Origin of the sequence: Erythrobacter sanguineus (assembly GCF_900143235.1) — a bacterium.
GTDB lineage: Bacteria > Pseudomonadota > Alphaproteobacteria > Sphingomonadales > Sphingomonadaceae > Erythrobacter > Erythrobacter sanguineus.
The window spans coordinates 1-12941 of record NZ_FRDF01000009.1 but is presented as its reverse complement, the minus strand read 5'-3'; the positions used below and the strand labels follow the sequence as shown (position 1 = coordinate 12941).

Genomic DNA, 12941 nt, shown 5'->3' with positions numbered 1-12941 from the left:
GGAGAAGAACAATGTCTGCATCCCCCACCCTGCCGATGCGTTCATGGCTGTTCGCTCCGGGCGACAGCGAAAAGAAGATGGGCAAGGCCGCCGCCAGCACTGCCGACATCGCGCTGTTTGATCTTGAGGATTCGGTCGCGCCCGAAAACAAGGCGGCGGCGCGCGCGATGGTGGCTGAGCAGATTGCGGCCAGCACCGGGCGGGCACGCCTATGGGTACGGATCAACCCAGTCAGCACCGCGGCCTGCATCGCCGATCTTGCCGCGATCATACCGTCACAGCCCGGCGGGGTGTTTCTGCCCAAGGCCGAGGGGGCAGCGGACATATCGCGGCTTCACCACTATCTGACCGCGCTTGAAGCAGCGAACGGCATCCCGCAGGGTCGCACGCTGATCGCTGCGCTGGTGACAGAGACGGCGGCAGCAATGTTCCGCACCGGTGAATATGCGGGTGATTATCCGGGGCGCGAGCGGCTGGCGGCGATGAGCTGGGGGGCAGAGGATCTCTCCGCCGTGCTCGGCGCCAGCGAGCAGCGCGGCGCAGATGGCGAATATGCTCATACCTATGAAATGGCGCGCAGCCTGTGCCTGATCGGTGCATCGGCAGCTGGCATTGCCGCGATCGAGACGGTGCAGCCCGAATTCCGCGACCTTGAGGCACTGGAAAAGCGCGCGCGGAATGTGCGGGCGGCAGGCTTTCGCGGGATGCTGGCGATCCACCCTGCGCAGGTCGATCCGATCAACGCCGCCTTTACACCCAGCGCGCAGGAACTGGCGCATGCCCGCGCGATTGTGCAGGCCTTTGCCGATCACCCCGGCGCAGGCGTTGTCGCGCTCGACGGGGCAATGCTTGACCGTCCGCATCTGGCGCTGGCCCAGCGGTTGTTGGCCGAAGCAAAAGAAAAATAGGTTAATTCATTTTCCTACTTTAACCGAATTGGTCAATCAATGCGCGACTCAGACCCAAGGAGCGCACGCAAAATGGCCATTCTCGACGTGCTGATCGGCCCGATTTCTTCGATCATCGACAAGATCATTCCGGATAAGGAGGCCCGCGCCAAGGCCAAGCTCGAACTGATTGCGCTCGAAGGCACGCAGGAGATGCGGATGATCGAGGCGCAATTGCAAGCCATCGTCGCCGAGGCCAATTCCTCCGATCCCTGGACCAGCCGCGCCCGGCCGAGCTTCCTTTACGTGATGTACATCCTGCTGCTGACCGCGCTGCCGATGGGATTGCTTTCCGCCTTTCATCCCATGGCAGCAAAGGACATCGCGGCGGGGATGAACGCCTATCTCGCGGGGCTGCCTGAACCGCTCTATGCGCTGTTTGGCACCGGGTACCTCGGTTACACGGCGGCCCGGCAGTGGGGGAAGGTCAAGGGCGTTGACCGGTAGGGATCACAGCACGGCGCGCTTTCAGATCAACCCGCGTGCCGATCATCATTGGCAGCCGCTCGATCGTCACAAATGACAGCCACGCAAGTGCGACCGAAGGGACAAGAACGGCGCCGAACAAGGTCACACCATCCAGCCAGGGGCGAAGCGCGACTGTTATGGGATAGTGCCACAGATATATCCCGTATGACAATTTTCCCAGTCGAATGGCAATCGGGGCGCACAAGGCAATTTTCAGCCTGCCAAGCTGACCATGCGCAGCCGCACCCACCACAAGTGCAGCCCCGATCTCCGCTACCGGGAAAACAGTCGCCGATGTCGGCCCGAACTCACCAAACGCTGCGGCCACGATAATCGCGCCAATGCCCGTCCATGCGTAAACAGGGGTGAACGTCAGCCGGTGCAGATAAAGGGCTAGTGCGGCACCGATGATCAGGCCGCTGGCGCGCGTGTCGGCCCGGTAATAGTAGCTTGCCCAGTCATCGCCAAAACTCGCACGCCAGCAAATGACCGCGACATACGCCGCACCAAGCCACAGGATCGGAATTCTTGCGCGCATCAAGACCGGCAAAAGCAGACGCCAGAGCAGGTAAAATTGATCTTCGACCGCCAGCGACCACGTATGCTGGAGATAGAGAGGCTCCTTGAAAAGCGCGAAACTGTAATTGCTGACATAAAGACCAGCCAGCATCGCATCGAACAGATGGGGATGGGATGGCCAGATCAATGGCGCGAATGCGATATAGCCTGCGAGCAGGAAGGCCAATGCCGGACCAAGCCGGGCCAGACGGCGCAGATAGAAGCGCGAAAGCCTGATCGCGCCAGTCTGCGAAATTTCCCGCTGAAGAATTCCGGTGATCAGGAAGGCCGAGAGGACAAAGAACACATCCACGCCAATGAAGCCGCCCGAAACAATACGGGCATGAAACGCCACCACCAGAAGCGCCGCGACAGCGCGCAATCCGTCCAGTGCGGGAATATAAGTGCCTGACGCAATTGCCGGCTTGGACTTGTCGATCGCCACCACCACAATGGTCTACCCGCCACCGGCTAAGGTTTCGTTAGCTTTGACAAGCGCCGACAGCCACGCACTTCCCCGCCCCCACCCTTCGCGCTATCCTCGCGCGATGAACAACCTCATCTACGTCCTCAACGGCCCCAACCTCAATCTCCTCGGCACGCGCGAACCGGAGATCTATGGCACCACCACGCTCGATGATATAGCCGGGATGCTGGAAGACCGCGCCCGCGAACTCGGGTTCGAGATCGAGATGCGCCAGACCAATCACGAAGGGATGCTGGTGGACTGGCTGCATGAGGCGCAGGCCGAAGGCGCGCGGGCGGTGTTGCTTAATGCGGCGGCCTATACCCACACCTCCATCGCGCTTCTGGATGCGATCAAGGCGATCCGTACGCCGGTGATCGAGGTGCACCTTTCCGACCCCAAGACCCGCGAGCCGTTCCGCCACCTCTCCTATGTCGGGATGGCCGCTGCCATGACCGTGGAGGGCCACGGCGCCGATTCCTACCGCATCGCGCTCGAAGCCGTAGCGTCGGGGCAGGTCTGATTCGTCACCAGACTTTCACATTTTGCATCCTTGCCACTTGCCAGCCGCAATTCGCGGCAATAGTCCCCTGCGCCTGACGGGCGTTTTCACAAAACAAGGGACATACATGGCAAACGACGGTGCCGAGGGCAGCAAGTCGGGCGGACGCAAGTCCGGCATGAATATCGACACCGCGCTGGTGCGCGAACTGGCTGAACTGCTCAACGAAACAGGGCTTACCGAGATCGCGGTCGAGGATGATGATCGCAAGATCCGCGTCTCGCGCGGTGCGGTGGCAGCGGCGGCACCGGTCTATGCTGCGGCACCCGCTCCGGCTGCGGCGGCGGCCCCTGCGCCTGTCGCAGCGGCGCCTGCGGCTCCCGAACCCGCCGCCGGCCCCGACATGACCAATGCGGTCAAATCGCCGATGGTCGGCACCTGCTATCTGACCCCGGAACCGGGCGCTGCGCCGTTCATTGCGGTCGGCAAGGCGGTGAAGGAAGGCGATACCCTGCTGATCGTCGAGGCGATGAAGGTGATGAACCCGATCACCGCGCCAAGGTCCGGCACGGTCGGCGCGATCCTCGTCGACAATGCCCAGCCGGTCGAATTCGACCAACCGCTCGTCGTGATTTCCTGAAGCCATGGGGATCAAACGCATTCTGATCGCCAATCGCGGCGAAATCGCGCTGCGCATCCACCGCGCGGCGCACGAAATGGGGATCGAGACGGTGGCAGTGCATTCCACCGCCGATGCCGATGCCATGCACGTGCGGCTGGCCGACCACGCCGTGTGCATCGGCCCGCCGCCTGCGTCCGACAGCTATCTCAACATCGCCAACATCATTTCGGCGGCCGAAATCGCCCAGTGCGATGCGATCCACCCCGGCTATGGCTTCCTGTCGGAAAATGCCAAGTTTGCCGACATTGTCGAAGCGCATGACATCATCTGGATCGGCCCCAAGCCCGAACATATCCGCACCATGGGCGACAAGATCGAGGCCAAGCGCACCGCGGGCGCGCTCGGCCTGCCGCTGGTCCCCGGCTCGGACGGCGCGGTGTCCGACATCGCCGAAGCCAAGGCGATTGCCGAAGCGGCTGGCTATCCCGTCATCATCAAGGCCGCGAGCGGAGGCGGCGGGCGCGGCATGAAAGTGTGCAACGGCCCGGACCAGCTCGAAACGCTGATCCAGCAGGCCGGCTCCGAAGCCAAGGCCGCTTTCGGCGATGCGACGGTCTATATCGAGAAATATCTCGGCAACCCGCGCCACATCGAATTTCAGGTGTTCGGCGACGGACAGGGCAACGCAATCCATCTGGGCGAGCGTGACTGTTCGCTGCAACGTCGCCACCAGAAGGTGCTGGAAGAAGCGCCCTCCCCGGTGATCTCGCCCGAAGAGCGCGAGCGCATGGGCGAGGTCTGCGCCAAGGCGATGCGCGACATGGCCTATCGCGGTGCGGGCACGATCGAATTCCTGTGGGAAAACGGCGAGTTCTACTTCATCGAGATGAACACCCGCCTTCAGGTCGAACACCCGGTGACCGAAGCGATCACCGGGGTCGATCTGGTGCGCGAACAGATCCGCATCGCGGAAGGCAAGCCATTGTCGGTCAAGCAGGACGAACTGGAATTCAAGGGCCACGCGATCGAGTGCCGGATCAATGCCGAAGACCCGTTCAATTTCGCGCCTTCGCCCGGGCTGGTGACCTATTATCACGCGGCAGGGGGGATGCATGTGCGGGTCGATTCCGGGCTTTATGCCGGGTACAAGATCCCGCCCTATTACGACAGCATGATCGCCAAGCTGATCGTTTATGGCCGGACGCGCGAAGGCTGCATCATGCGCCTGCGCCGCGCGCTGGAGGAAATGGTGGTTGAAGGGGTGAAGACCAACATCCCGCTGCACCAGGAACTGCTGCGTCAGACCGACGTGCTCAATGGTGATTATTCGATCAAGTGGCTCGAAAAGTGGCTGGATGAGCGCGAGGTCTGAGGCGCGCGGCATTGGAACCTGCTGGCTGCCTCCACCGCCGATACGATTGATGCTGCAATGCAGCAAGAAATCGCGTAACAGCCGCGAGCGGGCGCTGGTCCGGGATGCGACTGCGGCCAGGGCCATGGCGTCTTCCCCATCGGGCTCCGCTTGCGCCGCGTGGGCGCAAAGGAGTGTTCGATGAGCCGCAAGACCCAGATCGTTGTCGTCGGCGGAGGCGCCGGAGGGCTTGAGCTGGTGCGCCGGCTGGGTGCGAAATATGGGCGGAAAGCCCACGACATCATCCTAGTCGACCAGAACCTCTCCCATATCTGGAAGCCCTTGCTGCACGAGGTCGCGGCCGGATCGCTTGACGCCAATCTCGACGAGGTCGGCTATCGCGGGCATTGCTACCGCTGGGGATACCGCTTCTTCCAGGGCAGCCTCGACGGCATCGACCGCGAGGCGAGGACCATCAGCATCGCCCCGGTGCATGACGAGGACGGCAGCGAACTGATCGCAGGCCATACCATCCGCTACGATATCCTCGCTCTGGCGCTAGGATCGGTTTCAAATGACTTTGGCGTACCGGGTGTCAAGGAGCACTGCCTTTATCTCGATTCGCGCGAACAGGCCGACCGCTTCCGCACGCGTTTGCTCAACCATTGCTTGCGCGTCAGCCGGGCGATGATGAACGATCCCGGCGCGGACGAACGGGTGCGCGTCGCCATCGTCGGCGGCGGCGCAACCGGGGTGGAACTTGCTGCCGAGCTCTACAATGCCGCCGGGGCGCTCCGGCACTACGGGCTGGAGGTGTTTGACGAAAGCCGCCTGCATGTCACCCTGCTCGAGGCCGGACCGCGCATTCTTCCCGCTCTGCCCGACAAGCTGGCGGAAGCGGCGCGTTACGAGCTGGGGCAATTGGGGGTCGAGGTGCGGCCGGGCACGCAGGTGATCGAGGCCCGCCCGCGCCAGTTGGTGACAAAATGCGGCGATGTGATCGAAGCCGACCTGATCGTCTGGGCGGCCGGGGTGAAGGGCGCCGAGTTCCTGTCAGGGCTGGGGCTTGAAACCAATAACCGCAATCAGATCCTTGTCACCGACACGCTGCAGACGACGGTCGATCCAGCCATCTTCGCGCTGGGCGACTGCGCCAGCTACACCCCGCCGGGTGAGGATCGTCCTGTCCCGCCGCGCGCGCAGGCTGCACACCAGATGGCCGAGGTTGTATTCGCCAATATCTGCCGGATGCAGAAGGGCAAGCCGCTGAAACACTTCACCTATCACGACAAGGGCTCGCTGGTGTCCCTGAGCCGTTTCTCCACTGTGGGCAGCCTGATGGGCAACCTGATCGGCGGCAGCATGGCGATCGAGGGGCGGCTGGCGCGGTTCATCTACACCTCGCTCTACCGGCTTCACCTCATCGGCATTCACGGCTGGTTGAAGGCAACCTTCCTGATGCTGGTCGGCCGGGTGAACCGCATCGTGCGGCCGCGGCTCAAGCTGCATTGACCGCGCCTCAGAAATCGATCCTGAGCCGCACCTCGCCGCCCTGGGCGTTGAAGCCGCCGACACCCGGCGCGGTCGCGTTGGCCTCAAGCGTCGCGGTGTCCGACAGCCGCAACCGCGCGCGCGGGATACCGATGGCGAAATCATCGACGTCAGGCAGAACATCCGGGCCAATGCGCGGCGATGGCGCGGTCTGGCGGCAGACGATGATCTCGGGATTGAGCGGATCGGGTTCTTCCGCGATGCACTGCGCAGGCGGGGGTGGGACGAGCGGCAGCAGGTCGATTACCAGCGTTCCGTCTTCGCGCGTTTCCGTCGGCAGAGCCGGGGTGTGCGCCTCGCCCTGACCGGCTGCAACAGGAGCAGCTTCAGGCATGAGCGGCGGGATATCGATCATCGGCAATCCTACCTTCCGCAAGGGCATCAATCGAAGCTGAAGCCCTGCGCCATCGCCTCGGCCAGCACTTCTTCGCCGGTCAGCATCGGGCTTTTCTGAGCAATATCATACCAATCGGGCTTCTCGTCGACAAAAATCTGCTGCTCGATTCCGAAGCCTTTCGGCAGATCGAACAGGCCGGCAAGAAAGCTCCGTCCCCCGGTCGGAAGGAAGCGATACCACAGGTTGCTGCCGCAGGTGCCGCAGAACGCGCGTTCGGCCCAGGCACTGGAACGATAGATGGTGATGGCGTCCTCGCCCGCGACGGTCACGTTTGCGCCCTTCACCCCGGCATAAAACGCCCCGCCCCAGCGCTGGCACATGGCGCAGTGGCAGATATCGACCTCGGCCTGCATTGCCTCGACCGCGATCGTCACCGCCCCGCACAGGCAGTGGCCGGTGACAGGTTCGGCAAGGCGCGGCGCATCGCTCACAGCGGCCACCCACTCACAAAGGAACGCCGGGTTCCTGTTTGGCGGTGCGGATCGTCAGCGAGGTTTTTACGCTTTCCACATTGGGCGCAGGCGTGAGCTTGCCGGTCAGGAACTCCTGAAAGCTTTGCAGGTCCTTGCTGACGATCTTGAGGATGAAGTCGATTTCGCCGTTCAGCATGTGGCATTCGCGCACTTCGGGCAGGGCGCGCATGTGTTCCTCGAATTCGCGCAGGGCGCTTTCGGCCTGGCTCTTGAGGCTGACCATGGCAAACACGGTGATCGCAAAGCCGAGCCTGGACGGGTCGAGATCGGCATGATAGCCGCGGATCACTCCGTCTTCCTCAAGGCCCCGCACCCGGCGCAGGCAGGGCGGCGCAGTCAACCCGACGCGCTGGGCGAGCTCGACATTGGTCACCCGGCCCTCCGCCTGCAGTTCCGCCAGCAGGCGGCGGTCAATATCGTCCAGATTGGCCACTTGGGTTAAGCTCCTCATGCACTGCGCCGTTCACCACACGGCAACGCCACGTGCCTTATCATCCGAGAGTAAGAAGATGCGCGCCGGATGGCCCGCTTCGCTAATATTATTAGGTTTGCCAGCAATTGTCCCGCTTTGCAACGCAGCAAGCGCGCCAGACTGTGACAATCGGTTCATACTGATAGAAGATCGCAGGCAGACTGCCCTAGGGTGCGTCTCCGACCCGGGAATCGTGGCGATGATTCGGGCTGCGGTGCCTTTGGATAAGGCCACCTTACAGGAGTAACTGATTGTTTTTCGATGACCGTCTTGCCACCGTGCTGCGCCAACGCGCCACCGGCGAGGCGGGCTTGCGCACGCAATACCGGCAATTGCTCGACCTGCTCGGCAAGGACCGGCTGCACCGCGGCGGGAGGCGCGACCACAGCCTGATTGCGGCGGCATGGCTCAAAATGGATGCATTGGCCGAAGCCATACCGGCAGATAAGCGCGCGCGGATGATTCGCGAGCCCGGCTGGCGCTTTCGCAGCGCCGATCTTGCCGCGCACCTGGCTGATGACGAACCCGAGGTTGCAGCAGCAGCATTGTCGCGGGCCGAGCTTTCTTCCGAGGACTGGTCGGCGCTGATCCCGCGCCTGCCGGTTCGCGCGCGCGGGTTCTTGCGCCTGCGCCGCGACATGCCGGTTGATGTCGAAGCACTGCTTGATCGGCTCGGCATCCATGATCGCGGGCTGCCACGGCCAGAACAGGCCGAAGCCGCGACGCCAACCGCGCAGCACGACGCGGCGCCCGCCTCGCGTGCGTCGCCAGCCAAGCCATGGTCCGCCGCTCCGCCGAGAAAAGCCGCGCGAAACCGCGACCGGGACGAGACTGGGCGCAGCGAAATTTCCGCACTGGTCGAGCGCATCGCCCAGTTCCGCCGGGAACGGAGCGAAAACCGCATCGACGCCGAACTCTCCCCCCGGCTGCCGCTCGGTGAAGTTGCCGACAGGGCCGAACAGCGCGTCTCAAGCTTCGGCTTTGTCGCCGATGCGGGGGGCCGGATCACATGGGCCAGCAACGATGTTGCCGCGATGGTGATCGGCATCAGGCTGCTGTCCGCGCCTCTTTCCAGCGCTCAGCCGGAGGAAAGCGCGGGACGGGACGACACCGTCATCGCCCGCGCCTATGCCCGCCGCCAACCGATTTCCGGCACGCCCATCTGCCTCGAAGGGGCAGAGGCGATTACGGGTGACTGGATCCTTGATGCGCAGCCCAGCTTCAGCCCCGAAGGCCATTTCACCGGCTATGCCGGACGTTTGCGCCGGTCGCTTGCACCAGCAGCATTCGCCGGGCGGCACGAGGCCCGCGAGGCTGATCGCATCCGCCAATTGCTCCACGAATTGCGCACCCCCGTGACTGCGGTGCAGGGCTATGCCGAGGTGATCCAGCAGCAGTTATTCGGCCCGGCTCCCAACGAATACCGCGCGCTTGCCGCAGCGATTGCCGCCGATGCGGCGCGGATTCTCGCTGGCTTTGACGAGCTCGACCGGCTGGCGCTGCTCGAGACCGGGGCACTCGCGATCGAACCGGGCGAAGCCGATCTGACGCAAATCGTCCGCCGCACGCTTGACCAGCTTTGCCCGGTGCTGGAACCTCGCGATGCCGGGATCGCACTTGCTCTACCCCCTGATTCAAGCCTGCTGGTGGCAAGCGACCACGACGATGCCGAAGCGCTGCTGTGGCGGCTGCTGGCGAGCTTGGCCGCAGCCTGCGCCAAGGGGGAGCGGCTGCAGGCGCATCTTGAACCGCTGGTCGGCAACGGCACGGCGCTGGCGCGGTTGTCCTGCCCCTTACCTGCCGTCCTTGCGCGGGAGGATGACATGTTCGCAGCGACCGCGCGGGCGGCCGACGGTGTGATCAATGCCGGATTGTTCGGTGCCGGCTTCGCGCTGCGGCTGGCCCGGGCAGAGGCCCGTGCGGCAGGCGGCAATCTGGATCGCGATGCCGCACAGATTGTGCTTACATTGCCGCTGCTGACCGGGCATGGTAATCATAGCGGTAGCGAGAGTCTGCAACTGCGGCGTGATGACCAGCAGAAGCAAGGGGCAGAAACATGAGGACAGGCTCGATGCTTGAGCCGCCTTCTGCAAGTATGCTGGCAAACTTTGCCCCCGGTTTCGGCCAGCGAGTGCTGTTAACGGTTGATACCGAGGAGGAGTTTGACTGGCGGGCGCCGTTCAGACGCGAAGGTCATGGCCTGTCGCATGTCGCAGCGATCCCGCGCTTCCAGAGCTTCTGCGAAGCAATCGGCGCGCGTCCGGTCTATCTGGTGGCCTGGCCAATCGCGACCAATCCCGCGGCGGTTGAAATCATCGGCGATGCGGTGCGGCGCGGGACGGCGGAAGTCGGCATGCAGCTTCACCCCTGGGTCAACCCGCCCTTTGAAGAGGAGCTCAGCCATCATAACTCCTTCCCGGGCAATCTCCCGCCCGCGCTGGAAGCAGCCAAGTTCACCGTGCTGCGTGACCGGGTCGAGGAAGCGTTCGGTTTGTCTCCCCTGATCTATCGTGCAGGCCGCTATGGTCTCGGCCCGCATACAGCCGGACTGCTTCGTGCTGCGGGCATCCGCATCGACACCTCGGTGCGTTCGCTGTTCGATTACAGCGAGATAGGCGGGCCGGATTACACCTGCCATCCGCAGAGCCCCTATTGGGTCGATGATGCGTGCCAATTGCTCGAATTGCCGTTGACCACCGTGCAGTGGGGTCTGCTGCGCAATCTGGGAACTGGGCTGCAGCGACTTGGCCAGCGCATCCCGCGGGCAATGGGGGTGATGGCGCGTCTCAGTCTGCTGGAACGGATCGCGCTTACACCCGAAGGAGTCTCGGCCGAAGAAGCGTTGCGCGGCATCGACATTGCACTCGATAGCGGCTTGCCGGTGCTGGTGCTGTCGTTGCACAGCCCGTCCCTTGCCCCCGGTCACACGCCTTATGTGGCCACCCAGGCCGATGTCGAAATGCTCTATCAATGGCTGTCAGTGGTCTATGCCGACCTCGCCCGCCGCAAGGTGCAAAGCTGCACCGTGGCCGACATCATTGCTGCAACTGGTGGTTGAACTGCGCACGAACCTCTCTTCACGGCTTGTTTCCCGCCTTTCGGCAGAGTAGGGGCTGGCAATCGCCCTGCCTCCGGAGCCTTGATCCAAGGGCCTGTAGCTCAGCGGTTAGAGCTGGCCGCTCATAACGGCTAGGTCGCGGGTTCGAATCCTGCCGGGCCCACCGGGGCGGGGCGAGGTGAATGAAGTGTCGGGGAGTAGCGCAGCCTGGTAGCGCATCTGGTTTGGGACCAGAGGGTCGCAGGTTCGAATCCTGTCTCCCCGACCACTTATACCAACGCGCTAAGATGCTGACGCATCACGCGCTGGGAATGCTCAAGCGCCGCACGGGCTTAACCAATGCTCGATGAGTCACGCTCATCGAGCATTGATACTACTGAGAACCACGGTTTTCTGCCGGTTTTTCGAAGTGGCCGTGACACTTGCAGTTACGATTCTCGTGACTCGCCCGGTCGGCGTTCAACGCCATGCACATGCACGTCATCGCCAGCGTGTTTCTGCAGAATTTCGACGGCTCGGCTCTCATCATTCTGGTTCCACGTGCGCACCCACAACAGCAATCCGCCATACTCCAGCTGGCGTTCGATATGCCTGGCATGATGATCGCCAACCAGTTTGGCGAAAATCGCGCCAAGAGCAGCGCCTGCTCCGCCCGCGGCGACTGCGCCCGCGATTGCCGCAGCCAGCGTTCCGCCAGAAACCATTACGGCGATCGTGGCTGTGGTTGCCGCGATGTAAAGCGGCGTTCCGATCAGAGCGCCCTGGGTGTCGCCAAAGGTCTCAGGCGAGATATATTCGATGCGCGGCACATTCGGATCATCTTCGAGTTCCGAGGTCTTGCGATATGTGTGACCGAGCTTCTCTGCGATCGCATCTTCCCCTGCCAGCAGGCTGAGTTCAGCCCGATCAAAGCCATGGGCAAGCAGATCGTCGATAGCCTGCTGGAGACCGCTGGCATCATGAAAAACCGCTACGGCCTCTCGCACAGATGGCATTGCTTGAACTCCTTTAACCTCCAGCCGCCTGTGCGGCTCATCCAAACACTTGCGGTAATGTCGCGGGCCGCTGGGAAATGTCACCCCTGGATCGAAAGCCCGTCGGGCAGGCTTGCAAGGTCAGCATCCGAACAGTCCCCGCACCGCATATTTGCGGGCACAGCGACGTCGATCTTTTTCGGATAGGGCAGATCGAGATTGTTCATGATTTCGATGAATTCTTCGAGTTCGCGGTTGTTGCCCAGCCTCGCGTTGCGTTCCTTTTCCTGGATTATCGAGCTTACGTGCCGGTGCTGATAATCATGCGCGGGATAAACCAGCGTCTCGTCCGGCAAGGTGAACAGCTTGTCATGCACGGAACGATAGAGGGTGACCGCATCTCCGGATTGGAAATCGGTCCGTCCGCAGCCGTCGATCAGCAGCGCATCGCCAGTGAAGACCCTCGTCGTTCCGCCCTTGTCGAGAAGATAGCAGTGGTGGGTATCAGTGTGTCCCGGAGTGAAAAGCGGCTTGAGCGACATGCTGCCCAAGGTGAGTGGTTCAAGCTCGCTCACCCCGATGTCCGCACATGGCAATTCGTCCATTGCCGGATAGGCCACCTTGCAACCCGTCACGCTGCGCAGGCGGCAGGCCGCCGTGATGTGATCGGCATGAACATGCGTTTCAAGCGTGTATTTCAACGTCAGACCCATGTTCTGGATGACAGCAAGGTCGCGGTCCCGCATCTCGCAGACGGGATCGAGAAGCACAGCTTCCCTCGTTTCCGGACACCCCAGCAGGTACGTGTATGTCGAGGATTCGGGGTCAATCAATTGCCTGAAAATCATTGGTCTGCTCCTTGTCTCTCGGTCCCTGCCCGGGCTCAGGACTCGTTGCGGTAGCCACGAGGGGAAGGTTGCGACGATGCAGATGGCGGGCATGAAGGTGCGCGCGCATCGCCGTAACGGGTGCGGACGCGTCGCCAGTCCTTGAGCTTTCCGAACATGTTATACCAACCTGTATAGATCATGACCCATGTGCCCAGTTGCGGCGGCCGATGGTCATGATGCGCCAAGGCTGGTCGATGAGCTTGTTCCAGGCC

General features: G+C 62.7%; 15 protein-coding genes and 2 tRNA genes. 10 read left to right on the top strand and 7 right to left on the bottom strand.

The features are described 5' to 3' along the window. The first annotated feature begins 11 nt into the window (after positions 1–11). Positions 12–908, top strand: a complete 897-nt coding sequence (locus BUA05_RS08470) for an HpcH/HpaI aldolase/citrate lyase family protein (RefSeq protein WP_072674243.1) — start codon at positions 12–14, stop codon at positions 906–908. A gap of 72 nt (positions 909–980) precedes the next feature. After that, a complete protein-coding gene (locus tag BUA05_RS08465) occupies positions 981–1394 on the top strand; it encodes a holin family protein (RefSeq protein ID WP_072674242.1) in 414 nt (137 codons plus the stop codon). Here the strand turns inward: BUA05_RS08465 and BUA05_RS08460 are convergent. After that, the gene (locus BUA05_RS08460) at positions 1375–2421 is read right to left on the bottom strand and encodes an acyltransferase family protein (RefSeq protein ID WP_178139161.1); all 1047 of its coding nucleotides are present in this window, start codon (positions 2419–2421) and stop codon (positions 1375–1377) included. The two genes, BUA05_RS08465 and BUA05_RS08460, sit on opposite strands and share 20 nt — an antisense overlap. Before the next feature lie 100 nt (positions 2422–2521). Between BUA05_RS08460 and BUA05_RS08455 the strand changes: the two genes are divergently transcribed. From BUA05_RS08455 to BUA05_RS08440, 4 genes are all read left to right on the top strand, one after another. Further along, positions 2522–2962, top strand: a complete 441-nt coding sequence (locus BUA05_RS08455; RefSeq protein ID WP_072674240.1) for a type II 3-dehydroquinate dehydratase — start codon at positions 2522–2524, stop codon at positions 2960–2962. Positions 2963–3068: 106 nt separating this feature from the next. Continuing rightward, the gene (accB, locus tag BUA05_RS08450; protein WP_072674239.1) at positions 3069–3581 is read left to right on the top strand and encodes an acetyl-CoA carboxylase biotin carboxyl carrier protein; all 513 of its coding nucleotides are present in this window, start codon (positions 3069–3071) and stop codon (positions 3579–3581) included. Between the two features lie 4 nt (positions 3582–3585). Beyond that, a complete protein-coding gene (gene accC / locus BUA05_RS08445) occupies positions 3586–4935 on the top strand; it encodes an acetyl-CoA carboxylase biotin carboxylase subunit (protein ID WP_072674238.1) in 1350 nt (449 codons plus the stop codon). Positions 4936–5115: 180 nt separating this feature from the next. After that, a complete protein-coding gene (locus BUA05_RS08440) occupies positions 5116–6426 on the top strand; it encodes an NAD(P)/FAD-dependent oxidoreductase (RefSeq protein WP_072674237.1) in 1311 nt (436 codons plus the stop codon). A 7-nt stretch (positions 6427–6433) separates the two neighbouring features. Here BUA05_RS08440 and BUA05_RS08435 read toward each other — a convergent pair whose 3' ends face one another. From BUA05_RS08435 to BUA05_RS08425, 3 genes are read right to left on the bottom strand one after another with little or no spacing between them, the layout of a single operon-like run. Then, a complete protein-coding gene (locus BUA05_RS08435) occupies positions 6434–6820 on the bottom strand; it encodes a hypothetical protein (RefSeq protein ID WP_072674236.1) in 387 nt (128 codons plus the stop codon). Between the two features lie 26 nt (positions 6821–6846). Further along, complete coding sequence (locus BUA05_RS08430; RefSeq protein ID WP_245790142.1) at positions 6847–7293, bottom strand: GFA family protein; 447 nt, start codon at positions 7291–7293, stop codon at positions 6847–6849. A gap of 13 nt (positions 7294–7306) precedes the next feature. Then, positions 7307–7768, bottom strand: coding sequence for an Lrp/AsnC family transcriptional regulator (locus BUA05_RS08425; protein ID WP_072674235.1), 462 nt, complete (start codon positions 7766–7768; stop codon positions 7307–7309). Positions 7769–8058: 290 nt separating this feature from the next. On the opposite strand from BUA05_RS08425, the gene BUA05_RS08420 reads away from it, so the two are divergent. From BUA05_RS08420 to BUA05_RS08405, 4 genes are all read left to right on the top strand, one after another. Next, complete coding sequence (locus tag BUA05_RS08420; RefSeq protein WP_072674234.1) at positions 8059–9867, top strand: histidine kinase dimerization/phospho-acceptor domain-containing protein; 1809 nt, start codon at positions 8059–8061, stop codon at positions 9865–9867. Next, complete coding sequence (locus BUA05_RS08415) at positions 9864–10865, top strand: polysaccharide deacetylase family protein (RefSeq protein WP_072674233.1); 1002 nt, start codon at positions 9864–9866, stop codon at positions 10863–10865. Before BUA05_RS08420 ends, BUA05_RS08415 begins: the two co-directional genes overlap by 4 nt. Before the next feature lie 90 nt (positions 10866–10955). Next, positions 10956–11028: transfer RNA gene (locus BUA05_RS08410), tRNA-Ile, on the top strand. Between the two features lie 28 nt (positions 11029–11056). Further along, a tRNA-Pro gene (locus BUA05_RS08405) sits at positions 11057–11133 on the top strand. A gap of 160 nt (positions 11134–11293) precedes the next feature. Here the strand turns inward: BUA05_RS08405 and BUA05_RS08400 are convergent. The 3 genes from BUA05_RS08400 to BUA05_RS14865 all read right to left on the bottom strand — a co-directional run. Further along, positions 11294–11860 carry a hypothetical protein gene (locus BUA05_RS08400; RefSeq protein WP_072674232.1) on the bottom strand — a complete coding sequence of 189 codons (567 nt, stop codon included), beginning with the start codon at positions 11858–11860 and terminating at the stop codon, positions 11294–11296. Between the two features lie 80 nt (positions 11861–11940). Then, the gene (locus BUA05_RS08395; RefSeq protein WP_072674231.1) at positions 11941–12687 is read right to left on the bottom strand and encodes an MBL fold metallo-hydrolase; all 747 of its coding nucleotides are present in this window, start codon (positions 12685–12687) and stop codon (positions 11941–11943) included. Between the two features lie 35 nt (positions 12688–12722). Then, a partial coding sequence (locus BUA05_RS14865; RefSeq protein WP_218587359.1) for a hypothetical protein occupies positions 12723–12941 on the bottom strand: 219 nt, incomplete at its 5' end.

Coding starts and splice junctions, on each gene's coding strand:
- BUA05_RS08470 (WP_072674243.1), top strand. CDS start 12: ATGTCTGCATCCCCCACCCTGCCGATGCGTTCATGGCTGTTCGCTCCG.
- BUA05_RS08465 (WP_072674242.1), top strand. CDS start 981: ATGGCCATTCTCGACGTGCTGATCGGCCCGATTTCTTCGATCATCGAC.
- BUA05_RS08455 (WP_072674240.1), top strand. CDS start 2,522: ATGAACAACCTCATCTACGTCCTCAACGGCCCCAACCTCAATCTCCTC.
- accB (WP_072674239.1), top strand. CDS start 3,069: ATGGCAAACGACGGTGCCGAGGGCAGCAAGTCGGGCGGACGCAAGTCC.
- accC (WP_072674238.1), top strand. CDS start 3,586: ATGGGGATCAAACGCATTCTGATCGCCAATCGCGGCGAAATCGCGCTG.
- BUA05_RS08440 (WP_072674237.1), top strand. CDS start 5,116: ATGAGCCGCAAGACCCAGATCGTTGTCGTCGGCGGAGGCGCCGGAGGG.
- BUA05_RS08435 (WP_072674236.1), bottom strand. CDS start 6,820: ATGATCGATATCCCGCCGCTCATGCCTGAAGCTGCTCCTGTTGCAGCC.
- BUA05_RS08415 (WP_072674233.1), top strand. CDS start 9,864: ATGAGGACAGGCTCGATGCTTGAGCCGCCTTCTGCAAGTATGCTGGCA.
- BUA05_RS08400 (WP_072674232.1), bottom strand. CDS start 11,860: ATGCCATCTGTGCGAGAGGCCGTAGCGGTTTTTCATGATGCCAGCGGT.
- BUA05_RS08395 (WP_072674231.1), bottom strand. CDS start 12,687: ATGATTTTCAGGCAATTGATTGACCCCGAATCCTCGACATACACGTAC.